We start from the raw sequence: 26,279 nt of genomic DNA, 5'->3' as shown, positions 1-26,279 counted from the left end.
TAAACACGGCTTTTGTATCGCGCACGACTATTTATTACACAATCTACATATCCGCATATCTGCCATGCCAAAAAGACGCTTGCGATTATTTATCGTACGATATAAACTCGCTCAGTTCTGGAGATGACCATGCAGGATCAGCTGAAGCTCGACGATTTCATCTGCTTCGCCGTCTATACGGCAAGCCATGCGCTGAACCGCGTTTACAAGCCGCTTCTCGACGCACTCGGCCTCACCTATCCGCAATATCTGGCCATGGTCGCGCTGTGGGGACAGGACGGCCAGACCGTCGGCGGCCTCGGCGAAAAGCTCTTCTTGGAATCGAGCACGCTGACCCCTCTGCTCAAACGCCTGGAAAGCGCCGGCTATATCAGGCGCGAACGCAGCCGCGAGGACGAGCGCGTCGTCGTCATCCGCCTCAGCGAAGAAGGCAAGCGGCTGAAGGAAAAAGCGACTGGCATACCGGGCTGCATCGCCGAGGCCAGCGGTCGCGATGCAGCGGATCTTACTCGGCTACAGGCTGAGATCGTGGCGCTACGCGAGGCGCTGAATAAGAGCGTGGCTTAGGTTCAAGACGATCGAGATAGGTCGTACCTGGGGTTACCCCCTCTGCCCTGCCGGGCATCTCCCCCACAAGGGGGGAGATCGACTCGCGGATAGCATCTCCCCAAACAATTGATGCTGGAGCGAGCGGGTCCGCCCAGCCGATCTCCCCACCTGTGGGGGAGATGCCCGGCAGGGGTAACCCCAGGCACGACGCGAACGGATATTCCACAAACGCCAACTGGCGCCCCAAGAACCCCTACGTCCGCCTCTTCTTGCCTTCAAACGGATTCTCAGCCGAACGGAAATGAATACGGATCGGCACGCTCGGCATGTCGAAATCGGCACGCAGCCCGTTAATCAGATAACGCGTATAGGATTCCGGCAGCGCGTCGGAGCGCGTGCAGGAAATCATGAAGGCCGGCGGGCGAGCCTTGACCTGCGTCATGTACTTCAGCTTGATGCGGCGGCCGGAAACGGCCGGTGGCGGATGCTGGATCTGTTGCGTTTCCAGCCAGCGATTGAGCTTCGCCGTCGAAATGCGCTTGTTCCAGATCATGTCGGTGTCGATGATCGACTGCATCAGCTTGTCGAGGCCCCAGCCGGTCTGGCCGGAGATCGGCACCGCGCGGATGCCCCGTGCCTGCGGCAGCAGCCGATCGGTCTTTTCGCGAAGGTCCGCAAGCACCGCCTGCCGGTCCTCGATCATATCCCACTTGTTGAAAGCGAGAACGGCCGCGCGGCCCTCGCGCAGCACCAGGTCGACGATCTGCAGATCCTGCTTCTCGAAGGGGATCGTCGCATCGAAGACGATCACCACTGTCTCAGCGAAACGGATGGCGCGCAACGCGTCGGCGACAGAGAGCTTTTCCAGCTTCTCGATCACCCTGGCCTTGCGTCGCATGCCTGCCGTATCGAACATCTTGATGGTGCGGCCGCGCCAATCCCATTCGACCGAGATGGAATCGCGAGTGATGCCCGCCTCCGGCCCGGTCAAAAGCCGGTCCTCACCGAGGAAACGGTTGATCAGCGTCGACTTGCCGGCATTCGGCCGCCCGACGATCGCCACGCGCAAAGGCTTGGTGTCGTCATAGGCAGGCTCTTCGTCCTCATCGCTGCCCTCGCCTTCAGACTGAGGAATGTCGACGTTGGTGACGGCGACCTCCTCCTTCGCCGGATAAGCCCGGTCCTTGCCGATAGCCTCGACGATCGCATCACGCAGATCGAGCATGCCCTCGCCGTGTTCGGCCGAAATCGGCGTCGGCTCGCCAAGCCCGAGCGTGTAGGCGTCGTAGAAGCCGCTGTCGGAGCCGCGCGCCTCGGATTTGTTGGCGACGAGAACCACCGGCTTGCCGCGCCGGCGCAGCATTTCGGCAAGATCGGTATCGACGGGCGTCAATCCGCTCTTAGCGTCGACGATGAAAAGCGAAAGATCCGCCTCGTCGATCGCCGCTTCCGTCTGGGCGCGCATCCGGCCCTGCAGGCTTTCCGCGTCGGCCTCTTCCAGACCGGCCGTGTCGATAATGGTGAAGGTCAGGCCCATCAGCCGCGCATCACCCGGACGGCGGTCGCGGGTCACACCCGGCGTGTCATCGACGAGCGCCAGCTTCTTACCCACCAGGCGGTTAAAAAGGGTCGACTTGCCGACATTCGGACGACCGACGATCGCGACCGTGAAACTCATTCTTTTTCCTTAAAACTCAGCCCTGCGCGGCGGGCGCCTTGCCGGATGCGGTGATGAGATCAAGCATCATGTGGGCGCGATTGGCAACATTGCGCGGGCTGTCGGTATCATCGACGATCGACTGGAACCACTGCCGAGCCTGCGCCATGTTGCCGCCCTTAAAGGAAGCAAGGCCGAGCGCTTCGCGTGCCGAATGGCGGAAAGCGTTGCCTGGGACGGCCATTTCCTCGATCGCGGCCGAAACCTGTTCGTAAGAGCCGTTTTCGATGAGCAGCCAGCCGGCCCGCATTTTGGCGGCATCGCGCACGGCGGCCGGAACACCATTGTCCTTGCCGATCTCGTTGAAGGAAGCGATCGCCGCAGCGGTATCGCCCTTCTGGACTTCGACAGTCGCGGCCCGCATGCGCGCCAGCACCGGATAAGCGCCGTGGCCTTCCTTTTCGAGCTTGTCGAGCGCGGCCAGCGCCTCGTCATTCTTGTTCTCGTCGGCAAGCTTCATCGCCGCCAGGAACTGGTCACCGGCGCCCGAGGAGCGGGTATCGTCCCAATATTCGAAGAGAACCTTGCCGGCGGTGCCGGCGACGATCAGGATGGCGACGACGATGATATAGCGGCCGAACCGGCGCCAGACGCCCTTCATCTGGTCGGAGCGCAATTCCTCATTGACTTCACGGATGAAGCTGTCGTCGTTGAATGCCATTCTCGTCTCCGGCCGCGGAAATACCTATACGTTGTGCAAAACGCACATTGTCGGGCCTTCTACTCCATTTTGCCGCCGTTGTAAGGGGGATATGAAAGATTAGAGCGCCGCGCGTCTTTTCAGACGCGCCAAGGACGCTCTAACACTTTGAATCCGCGTATAATCCTTTCCAAAAATCGGAATCGATTTTCGGGGGTATGCGCAGGTCACATGGCGAGCGGCGAAACGCCGATCAGCCATTCGTGCAGCTTCCAGATGATCAGCGCCCAGACGACGATGCCGATGATAACGGCATAGAGGTCGTATTTGGCCGAGACGAAGGGCCGAAGCACGATCTCGCCCGCCCGCTGCCGTCTTTTCAGCGAGATGCGCAGGATGACGCCCCAGGCGAGGAAGGCCGCAAACAACAGCACCGACGACGTCTCACCATTGGCGAGCAGATGGGCAAGCGCCCAGATTTTCACCGACAGCACCATCGGATGTTTGGTCTTGGTGGCGATATGCCCCGCCGGCAATAGCGAGGCGACGAGACAGATCATTGCGATCAGCATCAGCGTGATCGTGATATGCGCCATCCAGACCGGCGGATTGTAAAGCATTCCGGTTACTTCACGCGCCCGCCCGAAGCCGTAGATCAATAGGATCAGCGTCGCCAGACTCGCGATGGAATAGGCCGCCCGCCACCCCTTTTCGCCGAGGCTTGCGATCATCGAACGGCGGAAGCCGGGCGATACCACCCGCACCAAATGCACCCCGAGGAAAAGTATAATGCCGACGATAAGCAAAGTCATTGCGGGTCCCTTCCGTGCCGTTTGTCATGGCTTACCGGCTGGCGTGAAAAAATGCCAGTAAGACCGCAGCTTCGCCGCAATTCTATCGGAGGGAAATCGCGAACAAATTGTCGCGGTGTCCATGTCTCGTCATCTCCTCTCCACCTGTCTGGCTGTGTCGTTCCTCCTGCCGACGATGGCAGAGGCGGCCGACCGGCCGAAACAGCTGGTCATCATTTCGTTCGACGGCGCCCACGACAATGCGCTCTGGCTGAAGAGCCGCGAGATGGCCGCGAAGAACGGCGCCCACTTTACCTATTTCCTCTCCTGCACTTTCCTGATGAACGAGGCGGCGAAGAAGGCCTACCAGGCGCCGCATCAGAAGCGCGGCAAATCCAATGTCGGCTTCGCCCAGAGCGACGACGAGATCCGCGAAAGGCTCGGCAATATCTGGCACGCCCATCTCGAAGGCCACGACATATCGAGCCATGCCTGCGGCCATTTCGATGGCCGTCTCTGGAGCGAGGCCGACTGGTCGGCCGAATACGCCACCTTCCACGCGACTTTGAAAAATGCCTGGACAAGCGTCGGCCTCCAGGAGCCGGCCGGCTGGCGGGATCTGGTCGACCATGGCATCAAGGGTTTTCGCGCACCCTATCTTTCCGCAACGGCGGGCGCCGATATGATCGCCGCCGAAAAGAAGGCGGGTTTCAGCTATGACGCAAGCCTCGTCACCAAAGGTCCGGCCATGCCGGTCGAGGAAGACGGCATCATCCGCTTCGGCCTGCCGCTGATCCCCGAGGGCCCGAGCGAAAAGCCGATCATCGGCATGGACTACAATCTCTTCGTCCGCCATTCCAAGGGTGAAGAAGACAGAGTGGACAGCGCTGCCTTCGAGGAGCGCGCCTATTCGGCCTTCAAAGAAGCTTTCGACAAACAATATGCCGGCGGCCGCACCCCCCTCCAGCTCGGCTTCCACTTCGTCGAAATGAACGGCGGCGCCTACTGGCGCGCCCTCGACCGGTTGGTCGGCGACGTCTGCCATCGCGCCGACGTCGCCTGCGTCAGCTATTCCGAAGCGATCTCGCTGATCGAGGCCCGCGGGAAATTGCAGCAGTCGTCAGGGCTGTAATAAGTTATTTTTGGAATGAGGTGTGGTGCCGTGTGGGGCCCTCATCCGGCTGCCGCCACCTTCTCCCCGAGGGGAGAAGAGACAAGCAGCGGCGCCTCGACTCCCTCTTCTCCCCGGCGGGGAGAAGAGGGCCCGCAGGGTCGGATGAGGGGCCGCACGGCATGCCGTCATCGAATGCCCACGTGCCCTTCCCCATCCAGGCAGCCCCACTCATCAACCGTCGGCGTGCACGACACCAGCATCACGCTCCAGATAACGCTGGTCGATATCCGGCAGCGGCTCATCGTCGATTGCTGCCTCGAAGGCCTTGAGGCGTTTGTGGATGGAGAGCAGTTCGATGATCGTTGTCCAGGAGTTGACGAGATACTGGAACGAGTTGCTGACCTGCCCGAAGGCGGTAGAGATCTGCTGGAAGATACCGTAGGTGATAGTGCCCGCCACGATCGTCGGCACCAGCATGAAGACCACGAAGAGTGCGTCGGCCTGGATATAGAAATAGCGGGCGACATTGAAATACATGTAGTGGAAATACATGCGGTAGTAGTTGCGGCGAACGTTGCCGAAGAGTTCGGTGACGGTCAGCGGCTGAGCCCGTTCCGCATGGTCCTCGCCATAGACCAGTTCTTTACGATAGGCCGCTTCGACGCGCTGGTTGCGGAAGTTCAGGCCCGGCAGCTTGACACCCGCGACCGCCAGCAAAACCGTTCCGAACGCCGACCAGAAGAGCGCCAGCCAGAAGAGCGAATTCGCCACCGGCCCAATGAACGGTAGTTCCGTCACATAATGCGACAGCGCCAGAAGGATCGGAAGGAATACCACGAGCGTCATCACCGAGTTGATGAGGCTGATGCCGAGACCTTCGAGCGTGCTCGAAAAGCGCATCGTGTCTTCCTGAACGCGCTGCGAGGCGCCTTCGATGTGCCGCAGCTTTTCCCACTTCGACATGTAGAAATTGTTCATCGCCGTGCGCCAGCGGAAGATATAGTGGCTGGTGAAAAAGTCGGTCATGATCGACACGAACATGCTGAGGAACGCGATCTGACAGAAGACCCACATTAAGCTATAAAAATTGTCGACGGAAATGCCTGGCTGCTTCGACAATGCGTTCTGCAGCAGGTCGCCGAATGGCCGGCGCCAGTTGTTGATCACGACGCTGATCTGGACGCCGAAATAGGTGACGAAAATAATCAGCGCCGAACCCCAGATCGACCACAGCTTCCAAGGGTGGTGCAGCGCCTTCAGATGCCATGCGCCGCAGAAGATCACCGCCGTAAGGAAGAAATAGCTGTAGAACCAGACATTTTCGGGCAGCAGGAAGAACGACAGGTCGATCGGCTGCTGTTCCTCGGCGACCGGCGCATAGCCGAGCGATGCACCGAGATTAGCGGCAAAGAGATACCAGCCGGCGATGGAAATCAGCGTCCAAACAACAAGCGAGGTAAAGAACGCCTTCGGCTGCGGAAAAAAGGAATGAAACACGGGGAGCTTTGCTTTCCTGAACTGTGAGTCTCGGGAGTGTCACGGAACACTGATTTTGCCGGAAACTAAGGCAGTTCGAAGGAAGCAGCAATGGGTTCGGCCCATTGTTACGGAGATGTAACGGGTTAGAGCAATTCCAGGAAAAGTGGGAAGCGGTTTTCCGTCCGGAATTGCGTAGAGACAAAATTATGGAGCAGTTCTGCGAAGCTGAATCGCTCTATGCGATTTTCTTGATCACCGGCATCACCAACGCTGCGCAGGCAACAAGGGCGATGGCGGCGATCACTGTTGGGGCGGTGAAATTGCCACTGCGCTCGGCGATCCAGCCGGCAACAACAGGCCCGACGATCTGGCCGACACCGAAGGCAGCCGTCATCATCGCCAGTATCCGCCGCGGGCTTTCCGGCGAAAGCTTGCGGCCGATCTGCAGCCCGTAAGCCGTGATCGCCAGGAAGGTCGCCCCGAACAGCGCACCGCCGACCAGCGGCGCGGCGGAATGCGGCAATGCCACAGTCGCAAGCACGCCGGCCGCCTCGATCAGAAGGGCTGCGACATAAACGCCGCCAAGCCCGAGCCGCCTGACAAGCGGCTTCCAGGCAAACAGCGCCACCGCCGACGTCAGCCCGGCGATGAACCAGCAAAGGAATTCGACCAAGGGTCCTGTCGCCGAAAGGCGCGCGATGGTGACGAGGAAGGTCGCGGTGATGACGTAGCCGAAGCCGAACAGGCCGTAGGACAACGTTAGCAGCACCATCGGTCGGCTCCAGACAAGCGCCGGCTCCTTGCCCGATTGCGCCGATTGCGCCGGGGCTGACGGCAGCAACAGGAAGACGACGACGAGGCTTGCCGCGCAATAGAGCGCTCCGCCGATCCAGTCGGCCCGCCAGCCGCCCGGCCCGTCGTGATAACCAAGGCCGATGAGAAACACCATGACCGAGGATAGTGCGATACCCGCCCCCGGCCCGCCGAAATGCGCCGCCTGCACATGGTCATTACCGGCAGCAGCCCCGTGGCTGAGCACGATCGACGAGGTGAAGACCATCGCAAAGGCGCTGGCAAGGCCGGCGAGGAACCGGATGACAGCAAAGACCGCGACGGATTGGGTGGCGGCCATGGCCGCAAGCAGGATCGCGGTCGCCAGCAGCGACAAAAGCGCCACCAGTCGTTCGCGCCCCGCAGCCCAGCCATAGGCGGCAAGCACAGCGCCGACGAGATAACCGAGGAAATTCGCCGACGCGATGAAGCCTGCATCCGCAGCCGAAAGCGGCACGCCGCTGATCATGCCGGGCAGGATCGGCGTGTAGGAGAAGCGCCCGAAGCCCATGGCGGCGGCCATAGCGACGGCGCCGGCAGCGGCGGTGGAAACGAGGTTCGGCGGGGAGTGACGGATGCGCTCGAGCATGCAGCGCTTATCGCGCCGCAGCATCTGCATCACAATCAAGTAATTCTGATCGATCGATCAATTTCCGGAAACATGAAAAATTCCTCGCTTCCCTTGAAAAAGGCTATCTTACGATATATGTTTTACGACATAACCAACGATATATCTGCTGATGAAAGGAAAACTCATGAGAGGTTTTAAAGGCGGCATGTTCGGCGAAGCTTTCCGCATGGGCCGCAAGTTCGCTGCCGGCGATCTGCAGCTCGTCATCCTGGCGCTGCTCGCTGAGCAACCGCGCCACGGTTATGAATTGATAAAGTTGCTGGAGGAGCGCTCTGGCGGCTTCTATGTACCGAGCCCCGGCGTCATTTATCCCGCGCTCACCTATCTCGAGGAAACCGGTCTTGCCGAAGTGGAGGCCGAGGGCACCAAGAAGCTCTATCGTATCACCGAGGCCGGCCGTCGCCGCGTCGAGGAAAACCGCGACATGATCCTGCACACGCTCGCCAAGCTCGAGCGCATCGGCGAGAAGATGGCCTATGTGAAGCGTGTGTTCGAAACCGACCGCCACGGCGCCGACGAGGGTGATGACGGCGATTTCATGCAGGACGGCGGCGATATTCGCGCTGCCCGCATGCTACTGCGCTCGGCCCTGCGCATGCGTTATCCCTGGTCGAAACCCGAAGCCGCCCGCATCGCCGGCATATTGGAACGCGCCGCCACCGAAATCCTGCAGGGCGGCAAGCCGGAAACGCGCGGTTGAGGACGAGGTTGGTGCTCGGCCCGTCCGATGAATGCAAGGAGCAGCGTTGCGGCGTGCTTCGAGGCTCCGCACTATGGGCTGCGCACCAGCTGCGCCCTACGCCCGCCCATCCGGCAAGGTCAGCACCACCGGCCCGTAGCGCGTTGCAACCACCGTATGTTCATATTGCACCGTTGGCGCCTTTGGATCGGCATAGAGCGTCCACGCATCGTCGCCGCCTTCCGCCCATGTCGCGCCGAGCGACAGGAACGGTTCGACGGTGAAGACCAGACCTTCCGTCATCATGCGTTTTTCTGAAGGGTCCGGCCAGGTCGAGAGCTCGGCCGGCTCCTCGTGCAGAGAGCGGCCGACGCCATGGCTCGCCAGATTGGCGACCAGGGTGTAGCGGTTCTTCTGCGCGAACGCGCCGACGGCGGTGCCGATCTTTGCGAGCGGCTCGCCCGATTTCACCTGGTTGAGGCCGGCCCAGAGCGCCCGCTTGCCGTCGCGGCAGAGCCGCTCGATCTTTTGCTTGACGGGCGGCATCGCGAAGGAGGCACCGGTATCGGCGAAGAAGCCGTCCTTCTCGGCCGAAACGTCGATATTGATGAGGTCGCCGGCGCGGATGACGCGTGGGCCGGGAATGCCATGGGCGATTTCCTCATTAATGCTGATGCAGGTGGCGCCGGGAAACTGGTAGCAGAACTCCGGCGCCGAGCGCGCGCCCGAATCCTCGAGTACCTTGCGGCCGATCCGGTCGAGTTCCAGCGTCGTCATGCCGGGCTCCATCGTCGCCGCCATCACCTGGATGGCGTTGGCGCAGATGCGGCCGATCTCCTTGAGCTTCGCCAGTTCGTCGTCGTTTGCGATAACCATTCGTCTGTTCCGGCCTTGCGCAGAACGGCCACGGCCGCCTCAAGCTGTGGCTTTCGCCCCTTCGCCGCTTTCAGTCAACGCCTTTCTGACGATCGGCGCGACTTTCGTCCCGTAGAGCTCGATGCCGCGCATGATCTGCGCATGCGGCATCAGCCCGATCGCCATCTGCAGCAGGAAGCGGTCGTTTTTGAAGAGTGCATGATGGGCGATGATCTTTTCCGCGACCGCCTCGGCATCGCCGACGAAGAGCGCCCCGCTCGGCCCGCGCGACATGTCGAACTGCGCCCGACTCGTCGCCCCCCAGCCGCGCTCGCGCCCGATGCGGTTCATCACTTCGGCCTGCGGCCCGTAAAACTGGTCGGCCGCAGCCTGCGTCGTATCGGCGACGAAGCCATGAACGTTGATGCTGGTCTTCAGCTTTGCCTGGTCCTGCCCTGCCCGGCGCGCCGCCTCGCGATAGAGATCGAGGAGCGGCGCAAAACGGCGCGGCTCGCCGCCGATGATCGCCAGCGCTACCGGCAAGCCGAGCGCGCCGGCGCGCGCCACCGACTGCGGCGTGCCACCGACCGCGACCCAGAGCGGCAGCCGATCCTGCAACGGCCTGGGATAGACACCGCGCCCGTTAATCGCAGCGCGAAGCTCGCCCTTCCACTCCACCACTTCGCTATCGCGCAACGCCAGCAGCAGATCGAGCTTCTCTTCGAAAAGCTGGTCGTAGTCCTCGAGGTTGTAGCCGAATAGCGGGAAGGACTCGATGAAGGAGCCGCGCCCCGCCATGATCTCGGCCCGGCCGTTGGAAATCAGATCGAGCGTCGAAAACTGCTGGAAGACGCGCACCGGATCATCGGAAGAAAGCACGGTGACCGCACTTGTCAGCCGGATATTCCTCGTCCTGACGGCCGCCGCCGCCAGCACGACCGCGGGAGCCGACGCCGCGTAATCCGGCCGATGATGTTCGCCGAGTCCGAAGACGTCGAGCCCCACCTGATCGGCAAGCTCGACCTCCTCGATCAGATGCTTAAGCCGCTCGGCCCCTTCCGCGCCCTTGCTGCGGGACGGGTTGGGATTGACGTCGGCGAATGTATAAAGGCCCAGTTCCATTGTCGGCATCCTGTTGAATTCTGCCCGGAGATAAGGATCGCCGAGACGGAGCGCAAATACAAACTCTGGAACGGAATGTTCGAAAAATTCGATAGTGGCATGATGTCTTTGCCCTGCTTCGGCAGACATCAAGGGACAGAACCCACCCACAAATTCGAATCTGAATTCAACGACTTCGAAGCCACGGCGGAATCATTTTCCAAGCTGCTTCATGCCGCGCTTGAGTAGCGCCAACGCCCGCGCCGTTCACATCTTCGCCAACAGCTCCGCCAGTTGCTCAGCAGCCTTGCCCCATCCCTCGTGGAAGCCCATCTTCTCGTGCGTTTCCTTATCCTCGGCGCGCCAATGCAGCGCCTTCGCCGTATATTTCGTGCGCCCATTGCCGAGATCTTCGAGCAGGATGACGCCGGTGAAGAAAGGTTTCTCGGCAGGCACCCAGGCGCTGGTATAGGCATCGGTGAAGACGATCTTCTCGTTCTCGACGATCTCGAGATAGACGCCACGGTTCGGATACTGATTGCCCTCGGGATCTTGCATGACGATGACACTGGACCCGCCGGGGCGGACGTCGAGCGTCGCTTCCGCCACACCCCAGGGGCGCGGCACGAACCACTGTTTCATGAGGTCGGGATCGGTCCATGCCTTGTAGATCTTCTCGCGCGGCGCGTCGAATTCGCGAACGAGGACGAGTTCATGTTGCGTGCTGGCGGTCATTCGGCATCTCTCCAATTGAATGAAACCTGCTTCCCAGGTTGTAGCAAGGACGTATCGAAGTTTGCCTTTCCGACAGCGTGCCGATTTTTCCTGATTATTTTGCGGTCGGCTGCGTCGCCTCTTCCTGCATCTTGTCGATCTGCCGGCGGATATGAGCCGCTTCAGCCGCCGAATGGGCAAGCGCAATGGCGCGGTCGAAGGCTTCGCGCGCCTGGCAGGTCAAGCCAAGCTGCTTCAGCAGCCCGCCGCGCAGGCCGTGATAGTAGAAATAGCCGCCGAGTTTTTCGCCAAGCGGATCGATGAGATCGAGCGCATCCTGCGGTCCGCGCAGTTTGGAAACCACGACAGCGCGATTGAGCGTCACGACAGGAGACGGCTGGAGACGCTCCAGCGCGCGGTAGAGCAGATCGATCTCCACCCAGTCGGTATCCCCGGCACGTTTTGCCCGAGAATGGATCGCGGCGATGGCCGCCTGTAGCTGATAGGGGCCGGGTTGGCGGTGTCGCAGCGCCTTGTCGAGCAGCGCCAAAGCCTCGTTGATGAGGGGCTGGTTCCAGCGCGCGCGGTCCTGATCTTCGAGCAGCACGATCTCGTCCTCGGCGCTGAAGCGCGCCGGGCGGCGCGAGATCTGCAGAAGCATCAGTGCAAGCAGCCCCATCAACTCCGGTTCGGACGGGAAGATATACAGCATCAGGCGTGCCAACCGGATCGCCTCGTCGCTGAAGGCCGCAGCCTCATGCTTCGGGTCGGCCTGGCTATAGCCCTCGTTGAAGATGAGATAGATCATCGTGCTGACGATCGACAGCCGTTCGGCCCTTTCCCCAGGGCTTGGCGTTTCGAAAGGCACGCCGGCCTTCGCCACCCGTGCCTTGGCCCGGGTGATGCGCTGCTCCATGGCGCTTTCCGACACCAGGAAGGCACGGGCGATCTGCGGCACCGAAAGCCCGGAGACGATGCGCAGCGCCAGCGCGATCTGCTGGGTCGCCGGCAGATCCGGATGGCAGCAGATGAACAGCAGCCGCAGGATATCGTCGCGATAGTGGGAATCGTCCAGTCGCTCGGCGATGTCGCTTTCGGCATCCTCGGTATCGGAGATGACGTCCTCATCCGGCAAGGCCTGGAGCTTCGTCCGCTTACGCACCGCATCGATCCCGCTGTTTCGGCCGACGAAGATGAGCCAGGCCGCGGGATCACGCGGCGGCCCTTTCTCCGGCCATGTCCGGATCGCCCTCAGGCATGCCTCTTGAAACGCCTCTTCCGCAGTATCGAGAGTACGGAAATAGCGCAGCAGGGCGCCAAGGGCTTTCGGGCGGGCCGAGGCAAGTGCAAGGTCGATCCAGGCAATATCGGTCATGATGAAGCATCTCCCGGCCTGAAGACGTAGAAAGGCCGAATTTCGTAAGAGGTGGAACCTGGATTGACCGACGAAAGCTGTTTCGAGAAGGCGATCGCCTCATCGAGCGTTTCGAAGTCGACCACGTAGAAGCCGAGAAGCGCCTCTTTCGTTTCTGCAAATGGGCCGTCGATGACCAAAGCCTCGTCCTTGCCCTTGCGCACCGTCGTCGCCGCCGTCGTCGGCATCAACCTGCCGACGGGGCCGAGCTTGCCGGCTGCGGCAAGCGGCTCCTGCACGGCATAGAGCTTCTCCATGACGGCAGCCTCCTCCTCCTTGGTCCAGGCAAAGACGGTTTCCTCATGGGCGTAACAAAGGATTGCATAAAGCATCGGGTCACTCCTCTTTCCGAATGACGAAGGAGTAACCGCTTAGCCGACAGGCCGCATCAAAATTATTGGGGGAAATTCGTGATCTTGCAGAGCACGGCGATGCCGCAGCTGGGCATTTTGCCGGAGCGAACGAAGCTATATTGCGGCGCTGATTGCCCTCACCCTTCGCTCAGCGTTCGCTTGACCGCATTCTTCCAACCCTTGAGCTTTGCCGCCCGTACCTTCTCCTCCATGGCGGGTTCGAATCGCCGGTCCCGCTTCCACGTCGCCGAAAAGCCGTCTCTGTCCGGCCACACCCCTGCCCGGCTGCCGGCAAGCCATGCGGCACCCAGCGCCGTCGTCTCCAGGATCACCGGGCGGTCGACCGGGGCATCGAGCAGGTCGGCAAGACGCTGCATTGTCCAGTCGGAGGCGACCATGCCGCCGTCGACGCGCAGCACGGTGTCGTCGCCGCCATTCTTCCAGTCCTTCTGCATGGCATCGAGCAGGTCGCGGGTCTGGTAACAGACCGCTTCGAGCGCTGCCCGCGAGAGTTCCGCCGGACCGCTGTTGCGCGTCAGTCCGAAGATCGCGCCACGCGCATTGGCATCCCAATGCGGCGCGCCAAGCCCGGTGAAGGCGGGCACGAGATAGACCTCCTGGGTCGGATCGGCTCGTTCGGCAAGCCCGTTGGTCTCGGCGGCGCTGCCGATGATGCGAAGCCCGTCACGCAGCCATTGCACCGCCGCGCCAGCGATGAAGATCGACCCCTCAAGCGCATAGGTCGTCTGGCCGTTCAGGCGATAGGCGATGGTGGTCAGCAGCCGGTTTTTCGAGCGCACCATATCGGCGCCGGTGTTAAGCAGCGCGAAACAGCCGGTGCCGTAGGTCGATTTCAGCATGCCCGGCTGAAAACACGCCTGGCCGATGGTGGCCGCCTGCTGGTCGCCGGCGACACCGAGGATAGGGATTGCAGCACCGAAGATCGCGGGATCGACCGTGCCGAAATCGGCGGCACAATCCTTGACCTCCGGCAGCATGGCGGCGGGCACCCTCAGAATATCGAGCAGATCCTCGTCCCACGCGTTTTCAGCAATGTTGAACATCAGCGTGCGCGAGGCGTTGGTGGCATCGGTGACGAAACTCTTGCCATTAGTCAGCCGCCAGATCAGGAAGGTGTCGATCGTGCCGAAGCAGAGGTCGCCCCTTGCAGCACGGGCCCGTGCGCCCTTCACATTGGCGAGCATCCAGGAAAGCTTGGTGCCGGAAAAATAGGGATCGAGGATCAGGCCGGTCTTCTTCGTGAAAAGCCGCTCCAGATCCTGTCGTTTAAGATTATCGCAATAGCTTGCCGTGCGCCGGTCCTGCCAGACAATGGCATTCTGGATCGGCCGGCCCGTCTCGCGCTCCCAGACGACGACAGTCTCGCGCTGGTTGGTAATGCCGAGCGCCGAAATATCCTTGGCGGTAATCCCCGCATCGCGCAGTGCCATATTGACGGTGGAGACAACCGAATCCCAGATTTCCTCAGGATCGTGCTCGACCCAGCCGGAGCGCGGATAGATCTGGGTGAATTCCTTCTGGCCCTTGCCGGCGACATGCATGTCGCGATCGAAGACGATCGCCCGCGTCGATGTCGTTCCCTGATCGATCGCCAGTACAAATCCACCCATGAAAATCCCCCCGCTAAAGCAATTCCAGCAAAAGTGTGCAGCGGTTTTGCGTCCGGAATTGCGTGAAAAAAGAGATAGAGCATTTCCGTGATTCGAAGAAAAACGGAAATGCTCCGGCATATGATTATCGTGACAAATCAATAGGACACCGATGCGGGCGAGAAAAGCGAATAAAGCGGAATTGCCAGCCCGCCGGCTTTGGGCATAACCTCGCCACTAACGTTGCAACGCAGCATCGCGCCTTTCACGGGAGAACAGCATGAGCAGAACAGTCGTCGTCACCGGGTCCACCAGCGGCATCGGCCTTGCGATCGCCACTGCATTCGCCGACACGGGCGACAACGTCGTCATCAACGGTTTCGGAAAGACTGATGAAATCAAGGCGATCGTCGAGCGGCTTGAATCATTGTCTAAAGGCCGGGCGCTCTATCATCCGGCCGACATGACCAAGCCCGCCGAGATCGCCGACCTGATTGAAACGGCGGCGAAGTCCTTCGGCACCGTCGATATCCTCGTCAACAATGCCGGCATTCAGCATGTTGAGAAGATCGAGGATTTCCCGATCGACAAATGGGACCAGATCATCGCCATCAACCTGTCGAGTTCCTTTCACACCATGCGCGCCGCCATCCCGCTGATGAAGGCGAAAAAACACGGCCGCATCATCAACATCGCCTCGGCCCACGGCCTGGTCGCCTCTCCCTTCAAATCCGCCTATGTCGCGGCAAAACATGGTATATTGGGCCTCACCAAAACCGCGGCACTGGAGCTTGCCGAATTCGGCGTGACGGTGAACGCCATCTGCCCCGGTTACGTGCTGACGCCGCTCGTCGAAAAGCAGATACCGGATACCGCCAAGGCCCGCGGCATGACCGAGGAACAGGTGAAGAGCGAGGTCATCCTCAAGGCGCAGCCGACCCGTGAATTCGTCAAGGCCGAGGAAATCGGTGCGCTGTCGCTTTACCTCGCCAGCGACGCCGCCCGCCAAGTGACCGGAACGCACATCTCGATTGACGGTGGCTGGACGGCGGCTTAACCATTTGGAAAAAACAACCGGGAATATCATGAACGACAGCATCCGCTTCATCCTGAATGGCCAGGACATCGCACTCACCGATGTCGGGCCGACCGAGACGCTTCTCGATTTTCTGCGGGTGAGGCAACGGCTGACGGGCACCAAGGAAGGATGCGCCGAAGGCGATTGCGGCGCCTGCACCGTGCTCGTCGGGCGGCTCGCGGACGGCAAGCTCGCCTATGAATCGGTCAATGCCTGCATCCGTTTCTTAGGTTCGCTGCATGCCACACACGTGGTGACCGTCGAGCATCTGGCCGGCCGGGACGGCGCACTGCACCCGGTGCAGCAGGCGCTGGTCGACTGCCACGGCTCGCAATGCGGCTTCTGCACCCCGGGCTTTGTCATGTCGCTCTATGGTCTGTGGTTGACGAAGGAAAAGCCTGGCCGCCAGGAAATCGAAAAGGCCTTGCAAGGCAATCTCTGTCGCTGCACCGGCTACGAGCCGATCGTCAAGGCTGCCGAGCAGGTGAGCCTGATGCGGCCGAGCGCGCTCTTCGACCCGCTGGAGCGGACACGTTCGGAAATCGTCGCGCGGCTCTGGGCCATGCAGGCGAGCGGCACCATCAGGATTACCAGTGGCGAAGACCGGCTGATCGTGCCTGCTTCCATCCAGGCGCTGGCCGAAGTCCTCTCGCAGGAGCCCGACGCGATCGTCGTCGCCGGCGCGACCGATGTCGGCCTCTGGGTGACGAAGCAGATGCGACGGCTGAACCCGGTCGTCTTCATCAATCATCTGAGCGAATTGCAGTCGGTCACGGAAGGCGAGGACGGCGTCACCATCGGCGCCGGCGTTAGCTACAGCAGGGCCTTCGCGGCGATTTCCAAGAAAATCCCGGCGCTTGGGCGGCTGATCGACCGCATCGGCGGCGAGCAGGTGCGCAACATGGGGACGATCGGCGGCAATATCGCCAACGGCTCGCCGATCGGTGACAGCCCGCCGCCGCTGATCGCGCTCGGCGCGACGCTGACGCTGCGGTCGCTGCAAGGCCAGCGCAGAATGCCGCTCGAGGATTTCTTCATCGGCTATGGCAAACAGGACCGCGAGCCGGGCGAATTCGTCGAGAGCATCTTCGTGCCCTATCCCGCCGATACGAGCCATTTTGCTGCCTACAAGATCACCAAGCGCCGCGACGAGGATATCACCGCCGTGCTCGGCGCCTTCTTGCTGACGCTCGACGAGGCCGAGATGATCACCGAGATCCGCATCGCCTTCGGCGGCATGGCGGCAACACCGAAACGCGCCAGCACGGTCGAGGCCGCGCTGATCGGTAAACCCTGGACCGAGGCGACCATCGAGGCCGCCCGCCCCGCCTTCGACACCGACTACCAACCGTTGACCGACTGGCGCGCCACGGCAGAATACCGCCAGCTGACGGCAAAGAACCTGCTGACGCGGTTCTACCTGGAAACGGTGGGCGCGCCGGCTGAGCTGAAGCGGTTCGAGGAGGTGGCGTGATGGATACACTGATTAGCACGCCCGGAATGCAAGCTTTGATGGGAACAGCCGCGATCTCCTCCCCTCCCTCATTCCGTGTGGCTACGCTTGGAGGGCTGATCTAATGGATAAGTCCACCTTCGAAGATCGCAAGGTCATCATTTCAGGCCCGATGCACGGCTCGCTGCGGCATGATTCGGCACATAAGCATGTCACCGGAACCGCCGATTATATCGACGATATCCCCGAACCCGCCGGCCTGCTGCACGGCGCCCTCGGCCTCTCGGACCGGGCGCATGCCGAAATCGCCGGCATCGATCTGTCCGCGGTCGCCGCCTATCCCGGCGTCGTCTGGGTCCTCACCGGCAAGGACGTGCCAGGCGTCAACGACGTCAGCTCCAACGGCAGCCATGACGAGCCGCTGCTCGCCGAAACCAAGGTCGAATTTCACGGCCAGCCGATCTTTGCCGTCATCGCCGAAACGCGCGAAGCTGCCCGCCGGGCCGCACGGCTGGCGAAGATAGACTATCGCGACCTGCCGCACTGGAGCGATATCGACGGCGCGCTCGCCAACGGCAGCCCGCTGGTCATCACCCCGATGACGCTCCAGCGCGGCGAGCCTGAAGTGGAAATGCCGAATGCCCCCATGCGGCTGAAGGGCCGGATGCGCATCGGCGGCCAGGAGCATTTCTACCTCGAAGGCCATATTGCCATGGCCATCCCCGGCGAAGATGATGAGGTCACCGTCTGGTCATCGACGCAGCATCCGAGCGAGATCCAGCACATCGTCGGCCACGTGCTCGATATCCCTTCCAACGCCGTAACCGTCAACGTCCGCCGCATGGGCGGCGGCTTCGGCGGCAAGGAGACGCAGGGCAATCAGTTCGCAGCGCTCGCGGCGATCGCCGCCAAGAAGCTCGGCCGCGCCATCAAATTCCGCCCCGACCGCGACGAGGACATGAGCGCCACCGGCAAGCGCCACGATTTCCTCGTCGATTATGAGGTGGGCTTCGATGCCGAAGGCCGCATCCATGCGGTTGACGCCACTTACGCGGCGCGCTGTGGTTTCTCCTCGGATCTCTCGGGACCGGTGACCGACCGCGCCCTCTTCCATGCCGATTCCAGCTATTTCTATCCGCATGTGCATCTCCAGTCGAAACCGCTGAAAACCCACACCGTCTCCAACACCGCCTTCCGCGGCTTCGGCGGACCGCAGGGCATGCTCGGCGCCGAGCGCTTCATCGAGGAGATCGCCTATGCCCTCGGCAAGGATCCGCTCGATATCCGCAAGCTGAATTTCTACGGCCAGCCGGGCTCCGGCCGCACGCTCACGCCCTACCATCAGGAGGTCGAGGACAATATCATCGCCCGCATCGTTGAGGAGCTGGAGGAAACGGCCGAATACCGGGCGCGCCGCAACGCCATCATCGCCTTCAACCGCGACAGCCGTTACATCAGAAAGGGCATCGCGCTGACGCCGGTCAAATTCGGCATCTCCTTCACCATGACCGCCTTCAACCAGGCCGGCGCCCTCGTCCATATCTATCAGGACGGCTCGATCCACTTGAACCATGGCGGCACCGAAATGGGCCAGGGCCTCTATACCAAGGTGGCGCAGGTGCTGGCCGACAGCTTCCAGGTCGACATCGACCGGGTGAAAATCACCGCGACGACGACGGCCAAGGTGCCGAACACCTCCGCCACCGCCGCCTCCTCCGGCTCGGACCTCAATGGCATGGCGGCCTTCGACGCCGCCCGTCAGATCAAGGAACGGCTGGTGGCGTTTGCCGCCGACAAATGGGATGTTGGACCCGCCGATGTCGTCTTCCTGCCGAGCCGCGTGCGCGTCGGCGAAATCGAGATCCCCTTTCCCGATTTCATCAAGCAGGCCTATTTCGCCCGCGTCCAACTTTCCGCCGCCGGTTTCTACAAGACGCCGAAGATCCACTGGGACCGCAAGGCCGGCCGCGGCACGCCCTTCTATTATTTCGCCTACGGCGCCGCCTGCACCGAAGTCTCGATCGACACGCTGACCGGCGAATACCTGATCGACCGCACCGACATCCTCCACGATGTCGGCCGCTCGCTGAACCCGGCAATCGACATGGGCCAGGTCGAGGGCGCCTTCGTGCAGGGCCTGGGCTGGCTGACGACGGAAGAGCTCTGGTGGGACGAAAAGGGCCGCCTGCGCACCCATGCTCCCTCGACCTACAAGATCCCGCTCGCCTCCGACCGGCCGAAGATCTTCAACGTCCGCCTCGCCGAATGGTCGGAGAACACTGAGGCCACCATCGGCCGCTCCAAGGCCGTCGGCGAACCACCCTTCATGCTGGCGATCTCTGTGCTGGAAGCGCTGTCGATGGCGGTCGCAAGTGTGGCGAATTACAAGGTCTGCCCAAGACTCGACGCCCCGGCGACGCCGGAGCGGGTGCTGATGGCGGTGGAGCGGATGAAGCGGGTGTAGGATGGGTCCGGCTGGTTTGTTGTTTAAACAGGACGGACGGAGTCAATGTTACCCCCCTCTGTCCTGCCGGACATCTCCCCCACAAGGGGGGAGATCGGTAAAAGGTTGGAGCATCGCTCCCCATCTGCCCCGTTGGAGTAGCAGCGCTTTAGTTGTTTGGCGAAGCCGTCAACCCCATCCAATCTCCCCCCTTGTGGGGGAGATGTCCGGCAGGACAGAGGGGGGTAACACAGCCACTTACCTATCGGCCATCTCCCTATGACCGACCTCCCCACATTCCTCGCCGCCCATCCCGACAGCATCCTCATCGACATCACCGGCACACAAGGCTCCACCCCGCGTGAGGCCGGCGCCTTCATGCTCGTCTCGCAAACAGCTCTATGGGGCACGATCGGCGGCGGGCAGTTCGAGTTCATGGCGATCGCGAATGCGCGGGAGATGCTGGCTGGCTCGGGCGGAAAGGCCATCATGGATATCCCGCTCGGCCCCGAGATCGGCCAATGCTGCGGCGGCCGCACGCAGTTGCGGTTTCGCAGACTGACGCAGGCGGTGAAAGGTGAGTTGGAGGCAAAACTTTTGGGCGAGATCGAGCGTCTACCCGAAGTCTATCTCTTCGGTGCCGGCCATGTCGGCCGGGCGCTGGCCGCAGCCCTTGCGCCATTGCCGTTCTCGGTCACCGTCGTCGAAACGCGGCAGGAGGAACTCGCCAACCTGCCTGCTCGGACGAAGACCCGCCTCGTCCCGATGCCGGAAGCACTGGTGAACGAGATTGCGGCTGGCGGCGCGGCCGTCATCCTGACGCATGATCATGCGCTCGACTTTCTCATCGCCCGCGAAGCGCTGGCAAGGAGCGACCTTGCCTATACCGGCATGATCGGCTCGGCGACCAAGCGCGCCACTTTCGCAGGCTGGCTTTCCCGTGAAGGCGGCGGGGAGCGCGACTGGATCGAGCGGCTGACGCTGCCGATCGGCGGCGCCGTGGTTAGGGACAAACGACCCGAAGTGATCGCCGCCATGACCGCCGCCGAGATCCTGACGGCGCTTGGCGCCTACCGCATACGCTCGTCCTCGTAGTAGGGATCGCGTCCGTCGAGGAAACCGAGGTCGCGTTTGACGCGGTCTGGCGTGGCGGAAAGATCCAGCCGGGGCAGACGGCGGAAACGGTCGGCACCACCCGCCAACCAGTCGGCAAGGCGCCGGAAAATCTGGATTCTCTGCTGCGGCCGGCGCTCTTCGATAGCATGGCAGTCCATGGCATCACCTCGGTGGATTGATGGTATGAGTTGCAGTTTGCCGCCGAAAATGCTGCAATTCCAATCGAACAACCGTCTGCCTGCATCAAGAGAACTTATCCATGAAGCTTTCGAAGCAATTTCCGTTGAATGCGCTGCGCGTCTTCGAGGCCGCGGCCCGGCTCGGGAGTTTCACCAAGGCGGGCGACGAGCTCGGCATGACGCAGACAGCCGTCAGCTACCAGATCAAGTTGCTGGAGGAGAATGTCGGCGAGCCGCTCTTCCTGCGCCGCCCCCGTCAGATCACGCTGACGGAAACCGGCGAGCGGCTGGCGCCGAAGGTGACCGAGGCCTTCGCCATGCTGCACGACGCGATGGCGACGGCACGCGACAGCGTCGAAGGCACGCTGGCCATCAGCTCAACCCACACTTTCGCCTCGAAATGGCTGGCGCCGCGCCTCGGCTCTTTCCACTTGAAACATCCGGCGATCGCGGTGCGCTTTCAGGCGAGCTCGGATATCATCGATTTCGCCCGTGAGCAGATCGATGTCGGCATCCGCTGGGGCGACGGCAACTGGCCGGGGCTGACGCTGCACCGGCTGATGGGGCTGGAGTTCACGCCGATGCTGAGCCCGAAGCTGGCGGAATCGGCAGGCGGCATCAAGGAGCCGCGTGATCTGTTGAAGCTCGATCTCTTCGACGCCGGCGACATCTGGTGGAAACAATGGTTCGAGGCAGCCGGCATCACCGAGACGGACCTCGATCGCCGCCCGCGCAACCAGCTCGGCTCCCAGGCGGTGGAAGCCGATGCGGCGATCGCCGGTCACGGCGTCGCCATCCTTCACCCGGCCTTTTACGCAGCCGAAATCGCACTCGGCCGGCTCTATCAGCCCTTCGAACTGACCCGCAGCGACGGCAAGGCCTATTGGCTCGTCTATCCCGAAAACCGCCGCAACGTGCCGAAGATCAAGGCCTTCCGCAACTGGATCCTCGAAGAGATGAAGGCAGCCGGAAACTGAGGCACATGTATGGCTTCAATATCCCATCTCCGGCGCATAGAAACAGCGCGGCGTATCCTCGTTTGGAAACAGACAGAGATGATAGTCGTTGTCACCCGATTGCATCGCCTTCGTCATCGGCAGTAGAAAGACGTGAGCATGCGTGACCAGCCGGTGGTCGCCCGGCAGCAGCGTCACTCGATATCCGCCCGGCGTCACCGCCACGCTTTTCGAAGGGATCATCTGGCAGTCGCCATTATGACTGTCGCCGTTGCAACAATAGGGGTCATAACTCCACCCCGTAGGTGCGTCATGAGCCGTCGCCAGCGACGCATACGCAATCATCACACACGTCAGAATGCTGCGCATGGGCATCTTCTCCGTCGATGAATGCGCCGCCGATGATCTAACGGTCCTTATTTTATCCCGGCGGCCTGCAAATAACTGTAATCGAACCGTCGTAGTTTCAAGGTCTGCTGAATTAGCGTATTCCGTATTAGAGGCAGATAATGCACAGCCTTCTCGGCAGCTTTTAGGCACGCGACCGCAGATCTGCGATGCGGCCGCGGTCGACGGCTTCGGCAAAACCGAATCTCCTCTTCCCTCCCCGCCAAAATTTCAGCAATGTCACGAGTCGGAGGAAGACAGGGGAACTCGATGTATGAATATGCCATAGCATGGGAATGGCTCGCCTTCGCGGCGCGCTGGTTCCATGTCGTCACCGCGATCGCCTGGATCGGATCGTCCTTCTATTTCATCGCGCTCGATCTTGGGCTGGTGAAACGCCCGCATCTGCCGCCCGGCGCCTACGGCGAGGAATGGCAGGTCCACGGCGGCGGCTTTTATCATATCCAGAAGTATCTGGTGGCGCCCGCTCAGATGCCGGAGCACCTGACCTGGTTCAAATACGAAAGTTATTTCACCTGGATTTCCGGCTTCCTGATGCTCTGCATCGTCTATTACGGCGGCGCCGACCTCTTCCTCATCGATCGCCATGTGCTCGATATCAGCCCGCCCGTCGCGATCCTGATCTCGCTAGCGTCGCTTGGCCTCGGCTGGATCGTCTACGACCTGCTCTGCAAATCGCCGCTCGGGAAGAATACCTGGGGATTGATGGCGGTGCTCTATGTCGTGCTGGTCGTCATGGCCTGGGGCTATACGCAGCTTTTCACCGGCCGCGCCGCCTTCCTTCATCTCGGCGCCTTTACCGCGACGATCATGTCGGCCAACGTCTTCATGATCATCATCCCGAACCAGAAGATCGTCGTCGCCGATCTCATCGCCGGGCGGACGCCCGATCCCAAATACGGACAGATCGCCAAACAGCGCTCGCTGCACAACAACTACCTGACCCTGCCGGTCATCTTCTTCATGCTGTCGAACCACTATCCGTTGGCTTTCGGAACACAATTCAACTGGGTGATCGCGGCCTTGGTGTTCCTGATGGGCGTCACCATCCGCCATTGGTTCAACACCACGCATGCCAGGAAGGGCCGGCCAACCTGGACTTGGATCGTCACCGTCATCCTTTTCATCCTGATCATGTGGCTTTCCACAGTGCCGAAACTGCTGACCGGCGAAACGGATGCGGCAGCCGTAGCACCGGCCTTCCAGCAATTCGCCGGTGATCCGCATTTCCCCGCCGTCAAGCAGCTGGTTTCGACGCGCTGCTCGATGTGCCACGCGGCCGAGCCCGTCTATGAGGGCATCGTCCGCCCGCCAAAGGGTGTGGTGCTCGAAAACGACGCAGAAATCGCCGCCCATGCCCGCGAAATCTATATACAGGCGGGCCGCAGCCATGCCATGCCGCCCGGCAACATCACCGACGTCACGCCGGACGAACGCAAGCTGCTGGTCGCCTGGTTCGAGAGCACAGTCGAAGGCAAGAAACAATGACGACGACACTCCTGCGCGGCCGCTTGCTTTCCTTCCATCGCGCGCCGCTAAGCCTCGCCGACAGCCAAAGCTATCGCTACGAGGAGGACGGCGGCCTGCTGGTCGAAGACGGGCTGATCGCTGCGGTCGACTCCTATGCCGACGTCAAGGCAAAGGCAGCCGAGGGCACGGCCGAGATCGACCACCGCCCGCATCTGATCCTGCCCGGCTTCATCGACATGCACCTGCATTTTCCACAGATGCAGGTGATCGCCTCATATGCCGCCAACCTGCTCGAATGGTTGAACACCTATACCTTTCCCGAGGAATGCCGCTTCGTCGAAACCGCGCATGCTGAAAGGATCGCCACGCATTTCTACGACGAGCTGATCCGCCATGGCACGACGACGGCGGTCGCGTATTGCTCCGTGCACAAGACCTCGGCAGACGCCTTCTTCGCCGAGGCGATAAAGCGCAATATGCGCATGGTCGGCGGCAAAGTGATGATGGACCGCAATGCCCCCCAGGGCCTGCTCGACACGCCCGAGATGGGCTATGACGAAACCCGCCAGGTGATAGCGGACTGGCACGGCAAGGGCCGCAACCACGTCGCCATCACCCCGCGCTTCGCCATCACCTCGACGCCGGCGCAGATGGAAGCGACCTCAGCCCTTGCCCGCGAATTTCCCGACCTGCACATCCAGACGCATCTTTCGGAAAACCACGACGAGATCAAATTCACCTGCGAACTCTATCCCGATGCGATTGACTATACCGACATCTATGCCCGTTACGGCCTGCTCGGGCCGAAAAGCCTCTTCGGCCATGCCATTCACCTGTCCGAGCGCGAAGCCGATGTCATGAGCGAAGCGGGGGCCGTTGCCGTCCACTGCCCGACCTCGAACCTCTTCCTAGGCTCGGGCCTGTTTCCATTGAAGGCGCTTGTCCGGCGGGAAAAGCCGGTCCGCATCGGCGTCGCGACGGATATTGGCGGCGGCTCCAGCTATTCGATGCTGAAGACGATGGACGAGGCCTACAAGATCCAGCAATTGCTCGGCGAGCGGCTGAACCCGCTCGAAAGTTACTACCTGATGACCCGCGGCAATGCCGAAGCCCTGTCGCTGGCAAACAGGATCGGCACTCTGGAGCCCGGCACCGAAGCCGATCTCGTCGTCCTCGACGCGGCGGCGACCCCGGCCATGGCGCTGAAGATGGAGGTGGTAAAGACACTGCCCGAGGAACTCTTCCTGCTGCAGACCATGGGCGACGACCGGGCGATTGCCGAGACCTATGTGGCAGGTGTCGCCTTGAAGGCGGCGCTTCGCTGACACACCCATTGCCCCGTGCGAAGCTGCCTCACCCGCCCATTTCCCACAATACTGCTGCGAAACCATGTTACCACCGACAGCTGGAATCAGATTGAAGGTTCAATTCATGGCCACTCCGCTCACCATCGCCGACCTGAAGAAACTCGCACGGCGCCGTGTGCCGAAGATGTTTTTCGATTACGCGGATTCGGGCGCCTGGACGGAATCCACATATCAGGCGAATGAGAGCGACTTCAGCCAGATCAAGCTGCGCCAGCGGGTGATGGTCGACATGACCGACCGCACGCTGGAAACGACGATGATCGGTCAGAAAGTGTCGATGCCGGTGGCACTCGCCCCAACCGGCCTGACCGGCATGCAGCATGCCGATGGTGAGATGCTGGCGGCGCGCGCGGCGGAAGAATTCGGCGTTCCCTTCACGCTCTCCACGATGAGCATCTGCTCGATCGAGGATGTCGCGTCGGTGACGACGCGCCCGTTCTGGTTCCAGCTCTACGTGATGAGGGACAAGGATTTCGTCCTCGACCTCATCAACCGTGCCAAGGCCGCCAAATGCTCGGCGCTGGTGCTGACGGCGGATCTGCAGATCCTCGGCCAGCGCCACAAGGACCTGCGCAACGGCCTGTCGGCGCCGCCGAGATTCACCCCGAAGCACATCTGGCAAATGGCGACCCGGCCCTTCTGGTGCCTGGATATGCTGCAGACCAGGCGCCGCACCTTCGGTAACATCATCGGCCACGCGAAAAATGTCTCCAATATCACTTCGTTGGCCGCATGGACGCACGAGCAGTTCGACCCCCGGCTCTCCTGGGCCGATGTCGCCTGGATCAAGGAGCAATGGGGCGGCCCGCTGATCATCAAGGGCGTGCTCGATCCGGAGGATGCGAAGGCCGCCGCCGACACCGGCGCCGATGCGATCGTCGTTTCCAACCACGGCGGCCGCCAGCTTGACGGCGCCCCCTCCTCGATCAGCATGCTGCCGAGGATCCTCGATGCCGTCGGCGACCGCATCGAGATCCATCTCGACGGCGGCATCCGCTCCGGCCAGGACGTGCTGAAGGCGGTGGCACTCGGCGCCAAGGGCACCTATATCGGCCGCCCCTTCCTTTACGGCCTCGGCGCCATGGGCAAGGAAGGCGTGACGCTGGCGCTCGGCATCATCCGCAAGGAGATGGACCTCACCATGGCGCTCTGCGGCAGGCGCGATATCAACGATGTGAATTCGTCGATTATATCGGGGCGGCAGTGACCTGCTTGAGAAGCCAGCTTAGAAGACACGAATCCCGGAATTGCCGTCGCGATTGCTGAGTCATTGAGTACAAGACCTGCCAGACACGTGCCGGAGAGCGTTTGCATCAATCGCCTGCGGTCGT

At 61.6% G+C, this 26,279-nt stretch carries 24 protein-coding genes; 11 read left to right on the top strand and 13 right to left on the bottom strand.

The window, feature by feature from the left end; translation table 11 throughout:
• The first annotated feature begins 129 nt into the window (after positions 1-129).
• The gene (locus tag HJB89_RS22635) at positions 130-567 is read left to right on the top strand and encodes a MarR family winged helix-turn-helix transcriptional regulator (RefSeq protein ID WP_207581357.1); all 438 of its coding nucleotides are present in this window, start codon (positions 130-132) and stop codon (positions 565-567) included.
• Between the two features lie 235 nt (positions 568-802).
• Here the strand turns inward: HJB89_RS22635 and der are convergent, their stop codons facing one another.
• From der to HJB89_RS22620, 3 genes are all read right to left on the bottom strand, one after another.
• Positions 803-2,227, bottom strand: coding sequence for a ribosome biogenesis GTPase Der (gene der, locus HJB89_RS22630; RefSeq protein WP_207581358.1), 1,425 nt, complete (start codon positions 2,225-2,227; stop codon positions 803-805).
• A 16-nt stretch (positions 2,228-2,243) separates the two neighbouring features.
• Positions 2,244-2,927 (bottom strand): tetratricopeptide repeat protein, encoded by a 684-nt coding sequence (locus HJB89_RS22625; protein WP_221117879.1) that lies wholly within the window; start codon positions 2,925-2,927, stop codon positions 2,244-2,246.
• A gap of 206 nt (positions 2,928-3,133) precedes the next feature.
• On the bottom strand, positions 3,134-3,718 hold the full coding sequence (locus tag HJB89_RS22620; RefSeq protein WP_207581360.1) for an NnrU family protein: 585 nt from the start codon (positions 3,716-3,718) through the stop codon (positions 3,134-3,136).
• 121 nt (positions 3,719-3,839) lie between these two features.
• Between HJB89_RS22620 and HJB89_RS22615 the strand changes: the two genes are divergently transcribed.
• Positions 3,840-4,829 carry a polysaccharide deacetylase gene (locus HJB89_RS22615; protein WP_207581361.1) on the top strand — a complete coding sequence of 330 codons (990 nt, stop codon included), beginning with the start codon at positions 3,840-3,842 and terminating at the stop codon, positions 4,827-4,829.
• Positions 4,830-5,042: 213 nt separating this feature from the next.
• On the opposite strand, the gene sbmA is transcribed toward HJB89_RS22615, so the two are convergent.
• Both sbmA and HJB89_RS22605 read right to left on the bottom strand, forming a co-directional pair.
• Positions 5,043-6,308 carry a peptide antibiotic transporter SbmA gene (gene sbmA / locus HJB89_RS22610; protein ID WP_207581362.1) on the bottom strand — a complete coding sequence of 422 codons (1,266 nt, stop codon included), beginning with the start codon at positions 6,306-6,308 and terminating at the stop codon, positions 5,043-5,045.
• Between the two features lie 217 nt (positions 6,309-6,525).
• Complete coding sequence (locus HJB89_RS22605) at positions 6,526-7,710, bottom strand: YbfB/YjiJ family MFS transporter (protein ID WP_221150579.1); 1,185 nt, start codon at positions 7,708-7,710, stop codon at positions 6,526-6,528.
• Positions 7,711-7,876: 166 nt separating this feature from the next.
• Here HJB89_RS22605 and HJB89_RS22600 point away from each other — a divergent pair, with 166 nt between their 5' ends.
• Positions 7,877-8,452 carry a PadR family transcriptional regulator gene (locus HJB89_RS22600; RefSeq protein ID WP_221132482.1) on the top strand — a complete coding sequence of 192 codons (576 nt, stop codon included), beginning with the start codon at positions 7,877-7,879 and terminating at the stop codon, positions 8,450-8,452.
• 96 nt (positions 8,453-8,548) lie between these two features.
• On the opposite strand, the gene map is transcribed toward HJB89_RS22600, so the two are convergent.
• The 6 genes from map to glpK all read right to left on the bottom strand — a co-directional run bounded on the left by map (position 8,549) and on the right by glpK (position 14,499).
• A complete protein-coding gene (map, locus tag HJB89_RS22595) occupies positions 8,549-9,307 on the bottom strand; it encodes a type I methionyl aminopeptidase (RefSeq protein ID WP_221150543.1) in 759 nt (252 codons plus the stop codon).
• A gap of 39 nt (positions 9,308-9,346) precedes the next feature.
• On the bottom strand, positions 9,347-10,408 hold the full coding sequence (locus HJB89_RS22590; protein ID WP_221117663.1) for an LLM class flavin-dependent oxidoreductase: 1,062 nt from the start codon (positions 10,406-10,408) through the stop codon (positions 9,347-9,349).
• 246 nt (positions 10,409-10,654) lie between these two features.
• Positions 10,655-11,122: an SRPBCC family protein gene (locus tag HJB89_RS22585; RefSeq protein ID WP_221117664.1), complete on the bottom strand. Its 468-nt coding sequence runs from the start codon at positions 11,120-11,122 to the stop codon at positions 10,655-10,657.
• A 94-nt stretch (positions 11,123-11,216) separates the two neighbouring features.
• Entirely contained in the window at positions 11,217-12,476 is a 1,260-nt protein-coding gene (locus HJB89_RS22580; RefSeq protein ID WP_207581367.1) for an RNA polymerase sigma factor, read from the bottom strand.
• Positions 12,473-12,847 (bottom strand): YciI family protein, encoded by a 375-nt coding sequence (locus HJB89_RS22575; protein ID WP_207581368.1) that lies wholly within the window; start codon positions 12,845-12,847, stop codon positions 12,473-12,475. The genes HJB89_RS22580 and HJB89_RS22575 overlap by 4 nt, the downstream gene beginning before the upstream one ends.
• 158 nt (positions 12,848-13,005) lie before the next feature.
• Entirely contained in the window at positions 13,006-14,499 is a 1,494-nt protein-coding gene (glpK, locus tag HJB89_RS22570) for a glycerol kinase GlpK (protein ID WP_207581369.1), read from the bottom strand.
• A gap of 259 nt (positions 14,500-14,758) precedes the next feature.
• Between glpK and HJB89_RS22565 the strand changes: the two genes are divergently transcribed.
• The 4 genes from HJB89_RS22565 to xdhC all read left to right on the top strand — a co-directional run bounded on the left by HJB89_RS22565 (position 14,759) and on the right by xdhC (position 20,547).
• Entirely contained in the window at positions 14,759-15,535 is a 777-nt protein-coding gene (locus HJB89_RS22565) for a 3-hydroxybutyrate dehydrogenase (RefSeq protein WP_207581370.1), read from the top strand.
• 28 nt (positions 15,536-15,563) lie between these two features.
• On the top strand, positions 15,564-17,030 hold the full coding sequence (xdhA, locus tag HJB89_RS22560) for a xanthine dehydrogenase small subunit (protein WP_221117666.1): 1,467 nt from the start codon (positions 15,564-15,566) through the stop codon (positions 17,028-17,030).
• Positions 17,031-17,133: 103 nt separating this feature from the next.
• Complete coding sequence (xdhB, locus tag HJB89_RS22555; RefSeq protein WP_221150542.1) at positions 17,134-19,473, top strand: xanthine dehydrogenase molybdopterin binding subunit; 2,340 nt, start codon at positions 17,134-17,136, stop codon at positions 19,471-19,473.
• Positions 19,474-19,731: 258 nt separating this feature from the next.
• The gene (gene xdhC, locus HJB89_RS22550; protein WP_221141578.1) at positions 19,732-20,547 is read left to right on the top strand and encodes a xanthine dehydrogenase accessory protein XdhC; all 816 of its coding nucleotides are present in this window, start codon (positions 19,732-19,734) and stop codon (positions 20,545-20,547) included.
• Here the strand turns inward: xdhC and HJB89_RS22545 are convergent.
• Complete coding sequence (locus HJB89_RS22545) at positions 20,523-20,726, bottom strand: hypothetical protein (RefSeq protein WP_207581374.1); 204 nt, start codon at positions 20,724-20,726, stop codon at positions 20,523-20,525. The two genes, xdhC and HJB89_RS22545, sit on opposite strands and share 25 nt — an antisense overlap.
• A 101-nt stretch (positions 20,727-20,827) precedes the next feature.
• On the opposite strand from HJB89_RS22545, the gene gcvA reads away from it, so the two are divergent.
• On the top strand, positions 20,828-21,724 hold the full coding sequence (gene gcvA / locus HJB89_RS22540; RefSeq protein WP_221150541.1) for a transcriptional regulator GcvA: 897 nt from the start codon (positions 20,828-20,830) through the stop codon (positions 21,722-21,724).
• A gap of 15 nt (positions 21,725-21,739) precedes the next feature.
• Here gcvA and HJB89_RS22535 read toward each other — a convergent pair whose 3' ends face one another.
• The gene (locus HJB89_RS22535; RefSeq protein ID WP_085738009.1) at positions 21,740-22,072 is read right to left on the bottom strand and encodes a hypothetical protein; all 333 of its coding nucleotides are present in this window, start codon (positions 22,070-22,072) and stop codon (positions 21,740-21,742) included.
• A gap of 288 nt (positions 22,073-22,360) precedes the next feature.
• Here HJB89_RS22535 and puuD point away from each other — a divergent pair, with 288 nt between their 5' ends.
• From puuD to HJB89_RS22520, 3 genes are all read left to right on the top strand, one after another.
• The gene (puuD, locus tag HJB89_RS22530) at positions 22,361-23,599 is read left to right on the top strand and encodes a urate hydroxylase PuuD (RefSeq protein ID WP_221117669.1); all 1,239 of its coding nucleotides are present in this window, start codon (positions 22,361-22,363) and stop codon (positions 23,597-23,599) included.
• Entirely contained in the window at positions 23,596-24,906 is a 1,311-nt protein-coding gene (gene guaD, locus HJB89_RS22525) for a guanine deaminase (protein ID WP_221117670.1), read from the top strand. Before puuD ends, guaD begins: the two co-directional genes overlap by 4 nt.
• Before the next feature lie 106 nt (positions 24,907-25,012).
• On the top strand, positions 25,013-26,155 hold the full coding sequence (locus HJB89_RS22520) for an alpha-hydroxy acid oxidase (protein ID WP_221117671.1): 1,143 nt from the start codon (positions 25,013-25,015) through the stop codon (positions 26,153-26,155).
• The last annotated feature ends 124 nt before the right edge of the window (positions 26,156-26,279 follow it).

This window comes from Rhizobium sp. NZLR8, from assembly GCF_019685025.1.
Classification (GTDB): domain Bacteria; phylum Pseudomonadota; class Alphaproteobacteria; order Rhizobiales; family Rhizobiaceae; genus Rhizobium.
Note: the sequence above shows the minus strand (reverse complement) of the source record. Positions and strands in the feature narration are given on the sequence as shown.